This window comes from Limnohabitans sp. (assembly GCF_044373035.1).
Lineage (GTDB): Bacteria > Pseudomonadota > Gammaproteobacteria > Burkholderiales > Burkholderiaceae_C > Limnohabitans_A.
Window position 1 is genome coordinate 21,762 of record NZ_JBILQU010000016.1, and the last position, 17,302, is coordinate 39,063.

Genomic DNA, 17,302 nt, shown 5'->3' on the forward strand with positions numbered 1-17,302 from the left:
ACGCGCATCCAAAATGCCCGCAAGCCCTTCAAACAGGGTGCCACTGCAATAACCACAGCAGCACACTGAGCGTGAAAAAAGACAGCACCGTGGTCACCAGCAAGGCCGCAGCGCTCACTGTGCCATGGCCGTGGCGCTGGTTCAAGATGGTGTAGATGCCGAGCATGGGCATCGCCCCGGTGAGCAGTGCCGCGGCACGCAAAGCTGGGTCTTGAATCGGCACGAGCCAAACCAGCATCACCCACATGACCAATGGATGCAACACCAACTTGCCCAGCGCAATCTGCAGCACGGTGCCCTGCAGCCCCCGCGCCTGCAAGCCCACCAAAGAGCCACCAATCACAAACAGCGCCAGCACCGCGCTGGACTGCGCAAACAAGTCGATGGTGCGCCCCACAGGCGCAGGCATCTGCAGGCCCGACAACGAAAACGCAAAACCCGCCACCACACCCCAAATCATGGGGTTGCGCAGCACGTTTTTCATGGTCTGCAGCAACACGCTTCTCCACTGCCCGGGTCGGCCTTGCGCATCGCCAATGGCCAGCAGCAAGGGCAGCAGCAAAAAATTTTCGACCACCATGTTCAAAGCCAGCGCCACGCCCGCCACCGGGCCAAAAGACAACAAAATGATGGGGTAACCCACAAAGCCGCTGTTCGGGCACGACATGCCCATGGCCATCATGCTGCTGTAGCTCAGGCTCTGGCCCAGCACCTTGCGCGCCCACCACAGGCCCAGCCCCATCACCAGCAAAGAGCCCAAGGCATAGGCCAGCAAATAGTTCAGGTTCAAAATCTCCGCCACGCTGCGCTGCGACAGCGCGTTGAACAGCAACGCAGGCAAAGCCAGCTGCAGCGTGAAACGCCCAAACACCTGCATCTCGGCCTTGGCAAACAGCCCCATGCGCGTGCAAACGTAACCCAGGGCAATGGCCAGGTAAATCGGGACGGTGATGCCCAGTATTTCTAAAGTCGCGTTCATTCCAACCGTTCAGTGTGTTTCGCCAAGTGCCAAGCGCCCACCTGTCACGCGCGTCGTCTGCTTAAAATCTTCCATCGTCTATTGTATTTTTATGCCGCCTCTTCAAAAACCCGTTTCTGACCTGTTGGATGTGCTGACCGATCGGCACTTCGAGGCCGACCGTGCTTCGTGCTTGCCCTTGCAATTTCAATCCCATGGCCGCAACGCCACACTCAGCGGTCTGATCTCAGGCGGGCGAGTGCTGCACCTGGGCTTTGCCGACCATGGCCCCCTGATTGCCGACAAACGCGCGCAAGGCACTTGGCTACATGACGATGTCATGGCGCACAGCCAGGTTTGCATGGGTGTGGACATCGATGCCCAGGCCGTGGCCTTGGCACAAGGCCTGGGCGTACCCCACCTGCACTGCTTGGACGTATTTTCGCCCGAGTTCGCCGAGCTGGCCGAGCGGTTTGCCCCCACCCATATGCTGCTGCCCGATGTGTTGGAGCACCTGCAAGAACCGGTGGCTTTCTTGCGTCGCATTGCTCAGGTCCTGCCTCAAGTGCCCTTGATCGTCTCGGTGCCCAATGGGTTGAGCCTGCGCAATTTCCGCAACAGCTTGGGCAATGTCGAGCGCATCAACACCGACCACTTGTGCTGGTATTCACCCTTCACCACAGCCAAGTTGCTGAGCAGGGGAGGCTATACGCCAGAACAATTTTGGGGTTGCCAGATCGCCCCGGCCACCTCTTTCAAAGGAAAGGTGCTGTCGGCTCTGGCGAACTGGCGTCCCTTGTGGGCCGACAACGTGGTGGTGGTGGCGCGACCCCGGGCTTAAAAGCCAGCCCACGCCCAGGGCTCGGCCTGCAGCCGGTGTTCAAAGCGCTTCAGAACGGCCGGGCGCCACCGCATGGCGAAACGGGCTGAGGGCGATCCACAGCGCCAGAGCCCCAAGGCTCAGGACCATGAAAGCAGAAATCCAGCCCAGGTGTGCGCTGGCGGTGAAATCAAAGACCGCAGACCCACCCAGGCACAAGGCGACAAAAACCGCGTTGATGCCAACACACAGCCACGAGTACATCGCCGCCAAGCCTTTTTGAAACGGTAAATGCGCAAAAGCAGCCATGAAGCAGGCGGCCATTTGCCATGCGACGAGCGGCCAGACGCAGTTCACAAGGCCTTGCCAGCGCGCATCGAGCCAACCCCAAAGTACCGATGCTGACACCAACGCCCCCACGCCCAAAACCAGCGCCGACGCACCAAAGGCCACATGAATCGGCCGCAGCCGCACCTTGGTGTCGCTGCTGAGCACCACCTGTGCCCACGCCGTGTGCACCAGCGCCGGGATGAAGCTCAGGACACGCAGCAGCGCCAGCATCCAGCCGGCTTCTTGCACGCCATAGTGGGCGGGCCAGCTCAGCGCCAAAGCCGTGGCGGCCAGGCCGTCGGTGAGGGTGTGCAGCATCTTGAGTCGGGCGCTGCGCGGGTCTGAAGAAGTCGGCGCAGCGGGCTGGGCGGGCTGCAAGTCGCTGCCTGCAACGGCCACCAAAGCCACGTCTGCAGTTGACGCCGGTTGAAAAGCCAACCGCATCCAGGCAGCCCCGGCCAGATAGCCCAAGCAGGCCGACACCAAGAGCACGGGCAGCTCAAGGCCCTGACCACGCACAGGAAAAAGCACCGCCCCCAACACCGCCGCCGCTGCCGCCAGCACGGGCGGCACCATGCGCACCAAGCCCATGGACCAGCGGCTGCCCACCCGCAAAGTCAGGCTTTGCGCCAACAGCCAGCTCAGCTGCGCAAGGCCCAAGGCGGCGGCCCAGGCCCACACCTGCGCTGCTTGACCCAAACCTGCCCAAACCGCCCCCAGCGCCGCCACCGGGGCCAGCCACAGCAGGCGCCAGGCGCTTTGCCGCCAAGCGCGGCGGGCGGCGGCGCGGGGCTCTTGGTGGCGCTCGGCCAGCAGACTCAGCGGGCTTTGCGCCAGCGCCAGGCTGGCCCAGAAAAAAGCCAGTTGGCTGGTGGCTGAAAAAAGCCCCACCTCTTCGGGGCTGAACAGCCGAAACAGCACCAGCGCCAAAAAGCCCTGCGCCGCCAGCGACACCAGACTGCCCAGAGCTGCTGGGGCAGTGGCACGGGGCAAAGAGGGCAACAGCTTCCAGGGCTTCATCTGTCAGCCCCGAACAAGGCGGCCCAAACCGGCATGGCTTGCAGCTGCTGCGACCAGCGCAAGGACTGCAGGTGTTGGCGATCGGTCTGGTGCAGGGGCAGGCCTTGCACCGCCGCTTGCCATTGCGCAGCGCTGGCCTGAAGGCCCAACAACTGCACCCGCCCGGCATGGGCTTGCGCGGTGCGCTGCGCCCAGGCATAGGGGTTGCTGATGACGGGCAAGCCCAGCGCCAGGTACTCCAGCATCTTGGTGGACGTTTGCTCGGCGAGCGGCAACACATCGGGCATCAGGTTCAGGCCTGCGCGTGCCCGCAGCAATTGCGCAGGCACTTGGTCTTGCGGCACACGCCCGGTACTTTGGATGTGACCCAGAGCGGCCAAGCGCTCTTGCAAAGCCGCAGGCACATCGCCCACCAGCAGCAGGCTCAATCCCGCTCTACCCAAGGTATGCAGCAGGGGCACAAAGTGCAGCAAGCGGCGCATCTCGCCCAGATAAACCAGGTCAAATTCGGGTGGCTGCTGGGCTTGCGCCGTCAAAAAAGCATCGGGCACGCCCATGTCGCGCAGGGCAAATGGAACAGCGTCAGGCTGGCCAAAGCCCATGCGCTGGCGCACCCAGTCGCTTTGGAACACCCGAAAGTCGGGCACCGGGTGCTGCCACTGCTTGATGCGGTCCTTGAGCCAGGCCAGCGGGGCCACGCTGGCCGAGGCGTATTCGTGCACCTGAACCGCGCCTTTCAAACGTCGGGCTTGGGCACTCGGCACGCGGCCGCAAATCCACCACACGGCCTGGGCGTCATCGGGCACGTTGTGGGCCTGGGTGTGCATTTGCACCGCATGGCCCAGGTGCTCGATGTGGGCCTGGTAAGCGGCCAGCTCGGGCAAATAAGAACGTGCGCCGTGCACAAAGTGAACGGTGATCACGGCCGGCCTCCCGAAGGGGGCTCATCGCGAGAAGCGTCCAGCTTCACGGCATGCTTTTTTGGCCCCTGCCCCCCTTTTTGCAGCAGCCTCGTGAGCAACTCGTCCCAAACCTGCACAAAAGTCTCCAGGCGGTGCTGGCCCTGCAAGCGGTCGATGGCCACTTGCCGATCGGACGGTGCTTGCGCCAGGCAGCGCTGCACCGCCTCGGCCAGCGCGGCGGGGCTGTCATCTAGCGCGAGCCAGAGCGGGGCCTGCATGCCCAGCATTTCCTGCATCGCGGGGATGGGCGTGCTCACGCAGGGCACGCCGCAGGCCAGCGACTCCAGCGCCGTCATGGGATAGCCCTCGTAGCGCGAACACAGCACCGTGGCCCGCCAAGCCCGATAGGTTTGCGCGCTCACAGCTTGCTGACCGTGCAGGTGCAAGCGGCCTTGGGCCAGCAGGTCTTGCCCGGCGCTGCGCATCGCGCCCATCAGCTCACCGTCACCCACCACATGCAGTTGGCAAGAGCGAGGCAAAAGGCGCAGCATGGACAGCAATTGCAAGGGCTGTTTCTCAGGCGACAAGCGGCCGACAAAACCCAGCGCCATGACCTCGGTGGCGGGCATGGCGGCGTCACCTTGGCCCGCACCGGGCAAGACCGCCGGGTTGCGGATCACGCTCAGGTTTTGAGGGGCAGCACACCGGACACCCGCCATCACGCGCCGCAGACTGTCGCACGAGCTTTGTGAGGCGCATACCAGCTGGCTGGCCCTGCGGTACACCGAGCGCAGCCAGGCGGTTTTGAGGGGTGAAGCCCCGGCTTGCTGCAGCACCTCATGTAAAGGGCCGTGCACCCAGACCACGCAGGGCCTGCGGGCCAGCCAGGCCAGAACCACCGCCGCATAAGCAGGCCGAAAGTTGTTGGAGGCCACCAGCACCTGCGCCCGCCGCGCCGCCTGCCAGCAGGCCCACAGCGAGGGCCTGCCTTGGCGCACCGGCAGCCGCATGACTTTCCAGCCGCGCTCGACCAAGCCCGATTCGAGCCAGTGCAGCGTGGTCTGCACCCCGCCCACACCGGACTCTTCGGTCAACAACAGGACTTGGCGGGGAATGTGCAGGGGCATGGTCAGCGCGCGCCTCGCCCGGTCAGCACGGTCTGGATGGTTTTGTAGACGATCAGCAAGTCCATGGCCAGACTGTAGTGCGTGATGTAGTACAGATCGTAGCTGAGTTTGATGGTAGTTTCATCGGCGCTGGCCGCATAGCCTTGTTGCACCTGCGCCCAACCAGTCAGGCCGGGGCGCACCAGGTGGCGGTAGGGGTAGCTGGGCATTTGCTCGGCAAACTGTTGCACAAAACCGTCTTGCTCGGGGCGTGGGCCAATCAGGCTCATGTGGCCCATGAGCACGTTGAACAGCTGCGGTATTTCATCGAGCCGGCTGCGGCGAATCCAATGCCCGAAGCGGGTGATGCGCGGGTCGTTGGCTTGGGCGAACTGCGGGCTGCCTCGCGTTTCGTGGTGCATGCTGCGAAACTTCCAAATCCGAAAACTTTGGCCATGCATGCCGGTGCGCCGCTGGCTGAACAGGGCCGGGCCGGGCGAGTCGATCTTGACACCGCAGGCCACCCACAGCGCCAGCGGCAGCCACAGCGGCAACAAAGCCAGCACCACGCTCACATCGATGAGGCGCTTGGCCAGGTCATAAGCCGGGTTGCCATCGGTTTGCCACAGCTCGTTTTGCAGGGTCTCGGCCGCCATGCGCCCGGTCAGGCTTTGCTGCAGCGACTCGGGGCTGTACAGGCGAACGTGCTGCAGCTTGAGCGCGGTCAGAAAACGCTGGCGCTCAGGGCTGGGGGGCGCGGATGCAGCAGAGGTGGCCGATGTGGCTGATGTGACGGCCGGCAGCACGACCGCGCCGTCACACGCCAGCGCTGCGCCAGGCGGCATGCCCTGCTCAGGCCAGGGCAGCAAGCGGATGCGCGGCAGGCCCTGGCCGTCGGGCTCGGGCAACCATGGGGCCAACAGGCCGGGCACACGCGGGTCCTGGTACACCAGCCGCCAAGGGCGGTGGCGCAAAAACCACTGGTCGGCCAGCCAAAACCAGAAGGTGCACAGCACATAGGTCAACAGCAAAGCACCGCGTGAATAGGGCTGCTGCAGCAAGGCAAAGGCCAAGGGCGTGAGCCAAAACGGCAAGCCGGTGGTGACCAGCAGCAAGGGGCCGCGCTCGGCCGCAGGCATGTGCGCGCTCCGGTACAACAGGTGCGCCGCCAACGCATAGGGCACCAGGCAGGCCAGCACGGTGCGGCCAAAGTCCACCGTGGCATGGCCACTGGCCATCAGGGCCTGGCTGATGGCGTAGGCCAGGCCGATCATCGCCAAGCCGAGCAGGCTCCAGACCAGGTGGGCGCTTTGACGGTGCGCCTGCTGCGAGGCCAGTTGCCGGGTGTGGCGCCGCGGGCGCGTCATGGGCCAGCGGGCGGTGTGCATCAAGGGGGCTTGTTGGTAGATCGCCAGCACCGGCTCGGCCATGACCTCGGGCTGAAACTGAGCCTCGTAGCGCGCGCGTGCGGCGCGGCCCAGGCGCTGGCGCAAGGGGGCATCGGCCAGCAGGGTCTGCAGCGCATCGGCCACCGCCTGCGGGCTGTTGGGCACCAGCCAGGCGCTTTCCTCGTGCGTGAGCATGTCTTCAATGCCGGGCAAGCGCGTGGCCACAATCGCCATGCCCGCGCGCATGGCCTCCAAAATGGAAATGGGCAGGCCCTCGTGGTCGGACAAGAGCACAAAAATCTGGTGCTGCGCCAAGCGCTGGGCCACGTCGCTCACATCGCCCTCCATCTGGATGTGCGGCATCGGGGCGGCGGCCTGTTGGTGGCGGGCCAGGTCGGGCCCGCCCCCCAAAATGCGGGTTGGGGGCTGCAGGCCAAGTGGTGCCAGCAAGGCCAGTGCCTCGATCAGGACATCGGGCCGCTTGGGCGCGGCCATGCGGGCCACCATCACCAGGTGCGGCGGCTGGGCGGCCATGTCGCTGCGCCAGGGCACATCGGCCAGCGCGTTGTGCACCACGCTGACCCGCTCGGGCGGCATGGGCAAACGCGCGGCCAATTGTTTTTCGTAGGCCGACACGCAAACCATGCGCGTGGTCCAGGCGGCCAGCACGGCCTCGGCCAGCCAGGCGTTGGTGCGAATCAGCCAAGGCGCTTGCGGCTTGAAGCCAAAGCCGTGCACGGTGTAGACCACCGGAGTCTGCCGCAGCTTGCCCGCCAGGCGTGCGATCACCCCGGCCACGGCGCTGTGGGCGTGGATGACATCGGGCTGCAGCACCCGCATGTGCGCCAGCATGGCCCGCACCGAAGTGATCACCTTGAGGGGGTTGAGCGAGTTTTGCAGGCTTGGCAACGCCAGCACCGCGATGCCCAAATCACCCAGGGCCTGGCCCAGCACGCTGTGCGTGTCGTTGCCACCAATCACCACCGTGAAGCGCACCCGGCCTTGCAGGGCGCGGCACAGCTCCAGCACATGCGTTTGCGCCCCACCGGCTTCGCCTTTGGTGATGACCAGCACCACATGGGGCACGGGCGGTGGCATGGGTGAGTCAACCGAAGGGTTAACGGGGGTGTGAACAGGGGCAGACATGCAAGGGCAACAGGAAGTGCGGGTATTGTCACCGCGAATGGCCACCGGGTCACAGTGCCACAGTGCCACCGGCCGACAAGCCCGCTCGCCAGCCCTTCATCAAGTGGGGGCCGGCTCCCGCTGTCCACCGATCGGCAAGGCCACGGGAAAAGCCCGTGTGCCGGGATCAAGTGCTTGCCAAACCACCTGGCCATCGACCACCACCACAAACTCGCCGGTACGCAAGGCATGCCAGGGCTCGTCCAGCGTCAGGGGCTCGGTGGCCAGCAAGCTCATGATGTCGCTTTCGGCATTGAGTGGCCCCAGGTCCAAGCTCATATCGCGGTCTACCAAGCGGGCATGGGGAAAGGGGTGACGCCGGGTCAACAGGTGCAGCTTGGTGGAGCAATGGGCATACAGGGCGTGGCCATCACTGAGCAGCATGTTGAAGTTGCCATACCCGGCCAGATTGGCGGTGATGCGGGCCAACTCCGGGGCCAGCTCGGGCCATTCGGGGGGCTGCAGTCGGTCTTTGAAGTGGCTGCGCAAGTGACTCATGATGGCGCAAAACGCGCGCTCGCTGTCGGTGCTGCCCACGGGCATGACCTGGCAGCCGCTGGGGGTCTGGAAATCGCGCAAGTCACCGTTGTGCGCAAACACCCAGGTGCGGCCCAGCCATTCGCGTTGAAATGGGTGGCAGTTGGCCGACTGCACATCCCCTTGCGTGGCTTTGCGCACATGCGCCACCACCACTTTGGATTTGATGGGGTGGCGCCTGACGTAATCGGCCAAAGGGGAATGGCTGGCCGGTTGATCGTCCTGAAAAACCCGGCAACATTTGCCGTCATAAAAAGCGATGCCCCAGCCGTCGATGTGGTCCGAGGTCAGACCCCCGCGGGCCGAAAAACCGGTGAATGAAAAAGTGGTGGCTGCTGGCTTGTTGCAGCTCATGCCCATCAGTTGGCACATGCGCGCAACTCAGGACAGGCAAAAATTCACAGCGGCCATGGCGTGCAAGGCCGTGGTGTCAAAGCCGGGCAAGCCACCGTCGCCGGGCTGCAGGCTCATGGTCAGCTCGGTGCAGCCCAGAATGACGCCTTGCGCCCCTTGCTCGCCCAGCTGCTGCACCTGCGCGATCAAGTTCTGGCGTGAGGCGGCCAGCACCTGGCCCTGGCACAGTTCCTCAAAAATGATGCGGTGCACCTCGGCACGTCCGGGCTCCTCGGGCACCAGGCACTGGATGCCGCGTGCGGCCAGGTGGTCACGCATGAAGGCTTGCTCCATGGTGAAGCGGGTGCCCAGCAAGCCCACTTGGCTCAAACCGGCGGCCAGCACGGCATCGGCGGTGGCGTCGGCAATGTGCAGCAAAGGCACGGCGGTGACCGCTTGCACTTGCGGCGCGATGCGGTGCATGGTGTTGGTACAAATGAGCAAGGCCTCGGCCCCGCTGTGCGCCAGCTGGCGGGCCGCTGTTTGCAAGATCTCGGTCATGCGCGCCCAGTCGCCCTGCTTTTGCAGGTCGGCAATTTCCTGAAAATTCAGGCTGACCAGCTGCAAGGGGGCCGAGTGCAGTCCGCCTCGGCGTCGCGCCACCTCGCGGTTGATGTGTTGGTAATAAAGGGCGGTGGACTCCCAGCTCATGCCACCGATCAGACCGATTTTTTTCATGCCATCCAGCTTTGTCAATTGGAAAAAGAAGTTTGCCACCAAACAGACAGCATGAAATTGCTTTTTTTACCTCGAAATATTATTTTTTTAGAATAATTTTCTACAATCTGGCCATGAAGCACAAAATTGATGCCATTGATCGAAAAATCCTTGACCTGTTGCAAGAGCGCAGCGACTGGCCCGTCAACGAGTTGGCCGCTGCCGTGAACCTGACGCCCACGCCGTGCTGGCGGCGGGTGCAACGGCTCAAGGAGTTGGGCATTTTGGCGCGGCAAGTGGCCCTGGTGGACCGGCACCAGGTGAACCTGGGTGTGACGGTGTTCGTGTCGGTGCGCACACGCGAACACGATGTGCCTTGGCTGGAAAAGTTTCGCGCTGCGGTGCACGGCATTGCCGAAATCGTCGAAGCCCACCGCATGAGCGGCGATGTGGACTACCTGCTCAAAGTGGTGGTGCCCGACATTGCCGGTTATGACCTGGTGTACAAGCGGCTCATTCAGGCGGTGCCGCTGTCCGACGTGAGCTCGAGTTTTGCCATGGAAGAGCTCAAATTCACCACGGCGGTGCCGCTCAGTTATGCGGCCTGAGCGGGGCGGGACCGGATAGCCACCCACATGCCCAACGCGCCAAACAGGACAAAACACACAAACGACCAATTGGCGATCGAGCCGCCCAAGAAGGTCCAGTCGATCTTGCTGCAGTCACCGCTGCCTTTGAAGATCATGGGGATAGCGCGATTCAGCGGGAAGTTTTCGACCATGCCGTAGAAGTCGCGCCCGCAGTTGACCACCTCGGGCGGGTACCACTGCAGCCAACTTTGGCGGGCGGCGGTGAATGCGCCAAAGCCCGCGGCGAGGGTCAAAAGCAGGCTGGAAGCAGCCAAACCAATGCCGCGCAAACGCCAGCCGATCAAAGCCAGCACCACCACGCCAATCAAGGCGTAGCGCTGCACGATGCACATGGGGCAGGGGTTCAGCCCGACCACATGCTGCAAATACAGGCCAAACACCAGCATGCCGACGCCTGACAAGGCCATCAACATCATCCAGCGCCGGGGAGAAATAACGGACAGTTTCATGGGGCCTCTTCAAAAAACAAGGGTCATTGTGCCCCCATGTCGGTACAGGTGTCAGCGATGGGTTGAACAAAGCCCTCAGGGCTTCAGGCGTCTGCAAAAGCCCGCTCGATGACGAAAGCGCCGGGTGTGCTGGTGTTGCCCTCTTTGAGGCCATGCGCTTCGCAAATGCGCTTGAGGTCCTTGAGCATTTCAGGCGAACCGCAAATCATGACGCGGTCGGTCTCGGGGTTGAGCGGGGGCAGACCCAGGTCGGCAAACAGTTTGCCGTTTTCCATCAGCTCAGTCACACGACCTTGGTTTTTATAAGGCTCGCGGGTCACGGTGGGGTAGTACAACAGCTGCTGGCTGACCATCTCACCCAGGAACTCGTGGGCGGGCAGCTCTTGCGTGATGTAGTCGTGGTAAGCCAACTCGTTGACTTGGCGCACGCCGTGCACCAGGATGACTTTTTCAAAGCGCTCATAGGTTTCGGGGTCGCGGATGATGCTCATGAACGGGGCCAGGCCGGTGCCGGTGCCCATGAGGTACAGGTTCTTGCCGGGCAGCAAATAATCGATGAGCAAGGTGCCGGTGGGCTTGCGGCCGACCACGATGGTGTCGTCCACCTGGATGTGCTGCAGCCTGGAGGTCAACGGGCCATCGGGCACCTTGATGCTCAAAAACTCCAGATACTCTTCGTAGTTGGCACTGGCAATGGAATAGGCCCTCAACAGCGGTTTGCCGTTGTCGCCGCGCAGGCCAATCATGGTGAAGTGCCCATTCGAAAAGCGCAGGGCTTGGTCGCGGGTGGTGGTGAAGCTGAACAGGCGGTCGGTCCAGTGGTGAACGCTCAAAACGCGTTCTTCAAGAAATGCACTCATTTGATGTGTCTGGGTTTTGGCCGGGCGAGAGACCCAATGCCAATGGAGGATGCTGAAAGCTTGCTACAGTTACGGCCTGCAAGTCCACAAAAAACACGGTGCTGTTGCACCAACAACCCGTGTTCTCGTGTGAACCGCTTCCAACTGGAAATTCGGAAATTCTATATCCGTATCACCAGCGCTTCTTAAGATACATCAAGGCTGACAATCATCATGGCACGCAACGTTCAATGCATCAAACTCGGCAAAGAAGCAGAGGGACTGGATTTTCCGCCCTACCCCGGCGAGCTGGGCAAGCGCATCTGGGAAGGCGTGAGCAAGCAAGCCTGGGCCGACTGGCTCAAGCACCAGACCATGCTGGTCAATGAAAACCGCCTGAACCTGGCCGATTTGCGCGCCCGCCAATACCTGGCGCGCCAAATGGAAAACCATTTCTTTGGCGATGGCGCAGACGCTGCTCAGGGCTATGTACCCCCTGCCGCAAGCTGATGCCAGAGCGGCACTTGACTCCCCATTTTTGAACCCTTGAGCTCCGCTTGCGAGACGCGCCAGGCGCTGGTCATCGGAGCTGGCTTGTCAGGTTCGGCCGTGGCCCACAGTCTGGCCGTGCGCGGCTGGTCGGTCACGGTGCTGGACCAGGCAGCAGGCGTTGGAGCTGGCGCATCGGGCCTGCCTGCGGGTTTGGCCGCACCCCACGTTTCACCTGACAACAATGTGCTCTCCCGCATCACGCGTGCGGGGGTGCAGGCCACGCTGCAACGCGCACAGGCACTTTTGCGCAGCGGCACCGATTGGGCTCTGACCGGTGTTCTGGAACACAACCTCGCGGGCAAACGCCGCCTGCCCTCGGACACCTCCGATCACCGCAGCGCCCCGGCCAGCGCGGCGCAAATCGCCGCCGCGGGCCTGCCGCAGGGCACGCCTGCGCTCTGGCATGAGCAGGCCGGCTGGATCCGGCCCCAGCAGCTGGTGGCCGCGCAGCTGCGAACGCCAGGCGTTCAGGTGGGGTGGTCGCAAGCTGTGCACACCATCGAACGGCGTGACCAGACTTGGGCCGTGCTGAACGCGCAGGGAGACACTTTGGCCCAGGCGCCTTGGTTGGTGGTGGCCAGCGCTTTTGACAGCCTGGTTTTGCTGCAACCCTTGCCCGGCTTCACGGTGCCCTTGGGTCCTTTGCGCGGGCAAGTCAGCTTTGGCCACATGACCAACTTGACGGACGCCCAGCGCCGGTGGCTACCACCTTTTCCGGTCAATGGGCACGGCAGCTTCATCAGCGGCGTGCCCACGCCCGAGGGGCCGCTTGGCTGGTTCATTGGCGCCACTTTTGAGCGCGACTGCTCACTGTCGCCCGTACGGCTTGAGGACCACCACGCTAACCGGCTGCGCTTGAACACGCTCTTGCCGGCCTTGGGGGAAGCCATGGCCAACCAATTTGGGCCGGAACAGGTCTACGGCTGGGCCGGTTTGCGCTGCACCTTGCCCAACCGCTTGCCTGCGGTCGGGCCCATCGACCGCCTGCGCTTGCCGGGTCTGTGTCTGAGCACGGGCATGGGTGCACGCGGCATCAGCCTGGCCGTGCTGTGTGGCGAACTCACCGCCGCCTGGATGAACCAAGAAGCCCTGCCCTTGCCCGAGGATTTGGCCAAACACCTGTCGGCCGAGCGCTTTGCGGCCACTTGAAAGGTTCGATTTCACGCCACTGCAGCTTGCTTTGGACCAACCTTGGCCATCGTTTTGACGCCCAGAATCAAATTTAACGTATATATCAATATAGTTGAAATTAGACTTTGTATTTATCATTTTCATCAATACTCTGTACAAAGTCAGCCGCATCCATCAATATCAGTGCTCATCGCGCTGTCCACAGGCCCAAATGGTCTGGCCAGCGGCTCACTTTGCAGGAGTTTCCATGGCCCAGCCGTCTTTTTCCAGATACTTGCCTTGGCTGGTCACGGCCCCTGCCGCGCTGGTGGCACTGCCCTATTCGATCTGGGCCAGTGGCGGTTTGGGCCTGCTGTTTGTGCTGGGCTGCATGGATTACGCCCAAACCCGCCAGTCGGTGCGACGCAACTACCCGCTCACGGGTCGGATCCGCTACGGTCTGGAGTACATCCGCCCGGAAATTCGTCAGTATTTTCTGGAAAACGACGAGGAAAAACTGCCCTTTTCACGCAGCCAACGCGCCATGGTCTATGCCCGCTCCAAGGTGCAAAACGACAAGCGCGGTTTTGGCAGCATCAAGGACATGTACCAAGCGCAAACCGAGTGGATCACACATTCGATGCAACCGACTCACCTGGACCCGGCCGGCTTCAGGGTCACGGTGGGCGCACACCAATGCCAGCAGCCTTACGCGTTGTCGTTGCTCAACATTTCCGGCATGAGCTTTGGGGCCTTGTCGCCCAATGCCGTCAAGGCCCTGAACAAGGGCGCGGCCATGGGGCAATTCGCGCACGACACCGGCGAGGGCAGCATCTCCTTGCACCACCGCGAACCCGGGGGTGATCTGATTTGGCAGATTGCCTCGGGTTATTTTGGTTGCCGCACACCAGAGGGCCGTTTTGACCCGGTGCGCTTTGCCGAGCAGGCCCGCTCGCCCCAGGTCAAGATGATTGAGCTGAAACTCTCACAAGGGGCCAAGCCTGGCCATGGCGGTGTCTTGCCCAAAGCCAAAGTCAGTGCAGAGATTGCCGAAGCGCGCGGCGTGCCCATGGGCCAAGACTGCGTGTCCCCGGCCAGGCATTCGGCCTTCAGCACGCCGTTGGAGATGTTGGCTTTCATCGCGCAACTGCGCGAACTCTCCGGCGGCAAGCCCGTGGGTATCAAGCTGTGTGTGGGCCATCCGGCTGAATGGTTTTCGGTGGTCAAAGCCATGGTGGAAACCGGCCAAACACCAGACTTCATCGTGGTGGATGGCGCCGAAGGCGGCACGGGCGCAGCACCCATCGAGTTTGCCGACCATGTGGGCATGCCGCTGCGCGATGGGCTGCGCCTGGTGCACAACAGTTTGGTAGGGGCAGGTTTGCGCGATCGGATCCGGATAGGCGCATCGGGCAAAGTGATTTCGGCCTTTGACATTGCGCGTTGCCTGGCGCTGGGGGCCGATTGGTGCAATTCGGCACGGGGTTTCATGTTTGCCCTGGGTTGCATCCAGTCACGCAGCTGCCACACCGACCACTGCCCTACAGGTGTGGCCACGCAAGACCCGGTGCGCCAACGCGCCATCGTGGTCACCGACAAGGCCGAGCGGGTGTATTACTTCCATGCCAACACCTTGCACGCACTGGCCGACCTGGTGGGCGCAGCAGGCCTGCAAAAACCGGGCGACATCACGGCGCAGCACCTGATGGGGCGCAATGCCGAGGGACAGGCCCGTACCCTGGCCTCCAGCATTGACACGCTGGCGCCCGATCAACTCTTGCGTGAGCCATCTGAGCCATACACGCTGCCCAGTCCCTTTGCCGAGTTCTGGCACGCCAGCCAGGCGGGGCATTGGGGCGTGCCCGATGGCGCTGCCCCAACGTCCACCTGAACCTGCTCCCTGGCGGTCGGTGTGCGTCGTCTTGGGTGACAAGCCCACCGCTTTGGTGACAAGGCTGTGGGCTTGCTGGGTGTTTAATGGGCCCTCCATTTCGCAACATTGCGTCTCCCATGCGACCTGGCCCGTATCACCCCACCCCCCCCGCCGCCTCCCAACCGAAAGAACCACATGCTGCGTTGGCGGCTCTGGGCCAACTGGTTTCAGAGGATGGTCAAAACTTGGTCATTTGGCATCAGAACAGCCAGACCCTGGTGCGTGCAGCGCACACCCTGCAAAGCTTGTGGCGCACTCAGGCCCCTGCAGCCGCGGTAGAACACTTCACAGGTGAGCAACGCCTGGCTTTGCTCAGCCACATCAACCAAGGCATTGCCCAACTGGGGTTGACACAGGCAATGAAAACACCAGCGCCAGCCTCTTTGCCGAGGCAAATCTCCATCGTCACCCACGCAGAACAGCTGCCCGCTTCGGATGTTCAGCTGTTGCAAGATCTCACGCGGCACCTGCCCGGCCTGCGTTGGCGCTGGGTTCTGCTTGGCCTTGATGCTTCGGGTGGACACAACAATGCGGCCATCACGGGCATCCCCCCGTCCGAACCCAACCCTCAGTGGATGGCTGCGCCCCTCACCCAGGCACCTATCCCCCTCGCGACCGAAGCGGCCTGCAGCCCCGCATCCGACAAGTCATCCAAGCGTCTGGCCTGGCTGAGCTTGGCGGCCCTGTTGGGCTTGGGCGCATGGGGCACGGCGCTCCACTTGTCGGACCCCAACGCCGTCACATCCCAGGCAGACAATCGGTCTGCGGCTGCAACGCCAGCGGCTTCGGCGTCTTCGCTTGGTACACCGCCAAGCCAAGCCAAAGACCTTGTGGCGTCCGCCGTTCCGGCAGAGCCCGCCGCCCTGCCACAAGCGCCCGCTGCCGCAGACACCCGCAACGACGTGCCAGAGATCGCCCTGCGGGGCGTGCGGTGGCTGGCCCTGCAATCGCCAGAATTTTTTGTCCTGGAGCATGGTGCTTTTCAAACCGCCACGCAGGCCCAAAGCCTGATCCAAACACGCAACGAACTGGCCAATGCGCGCGTGCTCATGCGCAAGAGCGCCTCCCCGGTTGGCCGGTTTGTGGTGATCACAGGACCCTTCCGATCGCAGGAACGGGCGCAAAACTTCAAGGCCCGGGAAAACCTTCTGCCTCAGATTCAGGTGCGCAGGATCTCCGACGTCTTGGAGGACAGTGTAAGGACTGCCCCGTCGGGATCTTGAAAAGCCCATGCCCCTCACGCAAGGCCGCTGGTTGAGGGGACCTGCCCAACACAGCCCCGGCTGATAATGGTCTGGCCATGAACGGACGTCAATTCACCCAACTTGTTCTTTTGTCGGCCGTTTGGGGCGGCTCGTTTCCGCTCATCCGCGTGGCCGCCCCGGCCTTTGGCCCTGTGGCCATGGCTTGCCTGCGCTGCGCCCTGGCGGCACTGGTGCTCAGCGCCATCATGCGTTGGACGCGCCAAGCCTGGCCAGCCCGCGAACACTGGCGCTCTCTCACCGGGCTGGGCATCTTGACGCTGGTGGTGCCCTTTGTTTTGTTCAACTGGGCCGGGCTGGTCTTGCCGGCCGGGTATTCGGCCGTGCTCAACGCCACCGCCCCCATGTTCGGCGTTTTGGCTGGGGTGATGTTGGCCCAAGAACGCTTCACGCCCAGCAAAATGGTCGGTTGTGTGCTCGGCTTTCTGGGTGTGACCTTGTTGCTGGGCTTGGGGCCCGTGAACCCGGACCTGAAGGTGCTGCTGGCCGCCTTGGCCTGCGTGGTGGCCGCTGGCTGTTATGGCTTTGGGGCCATCTTCATGAAGCGTGCCACCTTGGAACACCACGCGCTGCCCGCCTCGGCAGTGGTGCACCTGACCAGCGCACTGGTGCTGGTGCCCGCTGCCGTGGCCACCGCCCCCAGCCAAGCGGTGGGCCTGCCCGCGCTGCTGGCTTTGCTGGTGCTGGGTGCGGTCACCTCGGGTTTTACCTACTGGATCAGCATGCGCCTGATGCGCGAGATCCCGGCCAGCGCCTCCACCTCTTCGGCTTTTTTGATTCCCCTTTTCGGTGTGTCCTGGGGGGCCTTGTTTTTGGACGAACCCCTCACACCCGGCCTGCTGCCAGGCGTGCTGCTCATCTTGATCGCCTCGGCATTGCTCACCGGATTCAACCCCTTTCGAAGCTTCCAACGCAGGGAACACTGAGCCAAAATCCAACACCACTCTTATAAGCCAAAAGAATATATGCCCAACTAAAAAATCGTTTGTTAAAGCATAAAGGCACCCTACATTCGCCCCCATGGTTGATTTGGCTTATGTCTTTGCAGGTTTTTTCGTGGGCACCATCGTGGGCTTGACGGGGGTGGGTGGCGGCTCTTTGATGACGCCGCTCTTGATCTTTTTCTTTGGCGTGAAGCCCTACATGGCCGTAGGCACCGACTTGCTGTTTGCGGCTTTCACCAAGTTAGGCGGCACCGTCAGCTTTGCCCA

The 17,302-nt window shown here is 62.8% G+C and carries 17 protein-coding genes; 8 read left to right on the plus strand and 9 right to left on the minus strand.

The genetic code is table 11. The annotated features are described in order from the left end of the window. Positions 1-28 precede the first annotated feature (28 nt). A complete protein-coding gene (locus tag ACIQ47_RS04455) occupies positions 29-979 on the minus strand; it encodes an AEC family transporter (protein ID WP_396437028.1) in 951 nt (316 codons plus the stop codon). Between the two features lie 91 nt (positions 980-1,070). Between ACIQ47_RS04455 and ACIQ47_RS04460 the strand changes: the two genes are divergently transcribed. Further along, positions 1,071-1,799 carry a class I SAM-dependent methyltransferase gene (locus ACIQ47_RS04460; RefSeq protein WP_396437029.1) on the plus strand — a complete coding sequence of 243 codons (729 nt, stop codon included), beginning with the start codon at positions 1,071-1,073 and terminating at the stop codon, positions 1,797-1,799. A 39-nt stretch (positions 1,800-1,838) separates the two neighbouring features. Here the strand turns inward: ACIQ47_RS04460 and ACIQ47_RS04465 are convergent, their stop codons facing one another. From ACIQ47_RS04465 to ACIQ47_RS04490, 6 genes are all read right to left on the minus strand, one after another. Then, entirely contained in the window at positions 1,839-3,128 is a 1,290-nt protein-coding gene (locus ACIQ47_RS04465) for a hypothetical protein (RefSeq protein ID WP_396437030.1), read from the minus strand. Then, the gene (locus ACIQ47_RS04470) at positions 3,125-4,051 is read right to left on the minus strand and encodes a glycosyltransferase (RefSeq protein ID WP_396437031.1); all 927 of its coding nucleotides are present in this window, start codon (positions 4,049-4,051) and stop codon (positions 3,125-3,127) included. The genes ACIQ47_RS04465 and ACIQ47_RS04470 overlap by 4 nt, the downstream gene beginning before the upstream one ends. Then, positions 4,048-5,157 (minus strand): glycosyltransferase, encoded by a 1,110-nt coding sequence (locus ACIQ47_RS04475; protein WP_396437032.1) that lies wholly within the window; start codon positions 5,155-5,157, stop codon positions 4,048-4,050. The genes ACIQ47_RS04470 and ACIQ47_RS04475 overlap by 4 nt, the downstream gene beginning before the upstream one ends. Before the next feature lie 2 nt (positions 5,158-5,159). After that, complete coding sequence (locus ACIQ47_RS04480) at positions 5,160-7,622, minus strand: sugar transferase (protein ID WP_396437033.1); 2,463 nt, start codon at positions 7,620-7,622, stop codon at positions 5,160-5,162. A gap of 147 nt (positions 7,623-7,769) precedes the next feature. After that, on the minus strand, positions 7,770-8,618 hold the full coding sequence (locus ACIQ47_RS04485) for a class II glutamine amidotransferase (RefSeq protein ID WP_396437034.1): 849 nt from the start codon (positions 8,616-8,618) through the stop codon (positions 7,770-7,772). A gap of 9 nt (positions 8,619-8,627) precedes the next feature. Continuing rightward, positions 8,628-9,317 (minus strand): aspartate/glutamate racemase family protein, encoded by a 690-nt coding sequence (locus tag ACIQ47_RS04490; protein WP_396437035.1) that lies wholly within the window; start codon positions 9,315-9,317, stop codon positions 8,628-8,630. A gap of 113 nt (positions 9,318-9,430) precedes the next feature. Here ACIQ47_RS04490 and ACIQ47_RS04495 point away from each other — a divergent pair, with 113 nt between their 5' ends. After that, complete coding sequence (locus ACIQ47_RS04495) at positions 9,431-9,904, plus strand: Lrp/AsnC family transcriptional regulator (protein WP_396437036.1); 474 nt, start codon at positions 9,431-9,433, stop codon at positions 9,902-9,904. Here the strand turns inward: ACIQ47_RS04495 and ACIQ47_RS04500 are convergent. Together ACIQ47_RS04500 and ACIQ47_RS04505 are read right to left on the minus strand one after the other, a co-directional pair. Further along, positions 9,892-10,395, minus strand: coding sequence for a disulfide bond formation protein B (locus ACIQ47_RS04500; protein ID WP_396437037.1), 504 nt, complete (start codon positions 10,393-10,395; stop codon positions 9,892-9,894). The genes ACIQ47_RS04495 and ACIQ47_RS04500 overlap by 13 nt on opposite strands. 83 nt (positions 10,396-10,478) lie before the next feature. Beyond that, the gene (locus ACIQ47_RS04505; RefSeq protein ID WP_396437038.1) at positions 10,479-11,255 is read right to left on the minus strand and encodes a ferredoxin--NADP reductase; all 777 of its coding nucleotides are present in this window, start codon (positions 11,253-11,255) and stop codon (positions 10,479-10,481) included. Between the two features lie 213 nt (positions 11,256-11,468). Between ACIQ47_RS04505 and ACIQ47_RS04510 the strand changes: the two genes are divergently transcribed. From ACIQ47_RS04510 to ACIQ47_RS04535, 6 genes are all read left to right on the plus strand, one after another. Continuing rightward, on the plus strand, positions 11,469-11,744 hold the full coding sequence (locus ACIQ47_RS04510; protein WP_108351744.1) for an oxidative damage protection protein: 276 nt from the start codon (positions 11,469-11,471) through the stop codon (positions 11,742-11,744). A gap of 36 nt (positions 11,745-11,780) precedes the next feature. Beyond that, positions 11,781-12,935, plus strand: a complete 1,155-nt coding sequence (gene mnmC / locus ACIQ47_RS04515; protein WP_396437039.1) for an FAD-dependent 5-carboxymethylaminomethyl-2-thiouridine(34) oxidoreductase MnmC — start codon at positions 11,781-11,783, stop codon at positions 12,933-12,935. A gap of 229 nt (positions 12,936-13,164) precedes the next feature. Further along, entirely contained in the window at positions 13,165-14,787 is a 1,623-nt protein-coding gene (locus ACIQ47_RS04520; RefSeq protein ID WP_396437040.1) for an FMN-binding glutamate synthase family protein, read from the plus strand. Between the two features lie 227 nt (positions 14,788-15,014). Then, positions 15,015-16,052 carry a hypothetical protein gene (locus tag ACIQ47_RS04525; RefSeq protein WP_396437041.1) on the plus strand — a complete coding sequence of 346 codons (1,038 nt, stop codon included), beginning with the start codon at positions 15,015-15,017 and terminating at the stop codon, positions 16,050-16,052. Between the two features lie 77 nt (positions 16,053-16,129). Then, complete coding sequence (locus ACIQ47_RS04530; protein WP_396428785.1) at positions 16,130-17,017, plus strand: DMT family transporter; 888 nt, start codon at positions 16,130-16,132, stop codon at positions 17,015-17,017. A gap of 94 nt (positions 17,018-17,111) precedes the next feature. After that, positions 17,112-17,302, plus strand: a 191-nt coding sequence (locus ACIQ47_RS04535; protein WP_396437042.1) for a TSUP family transporter, incomplete at its 3' end; no start/stop codon positions are given.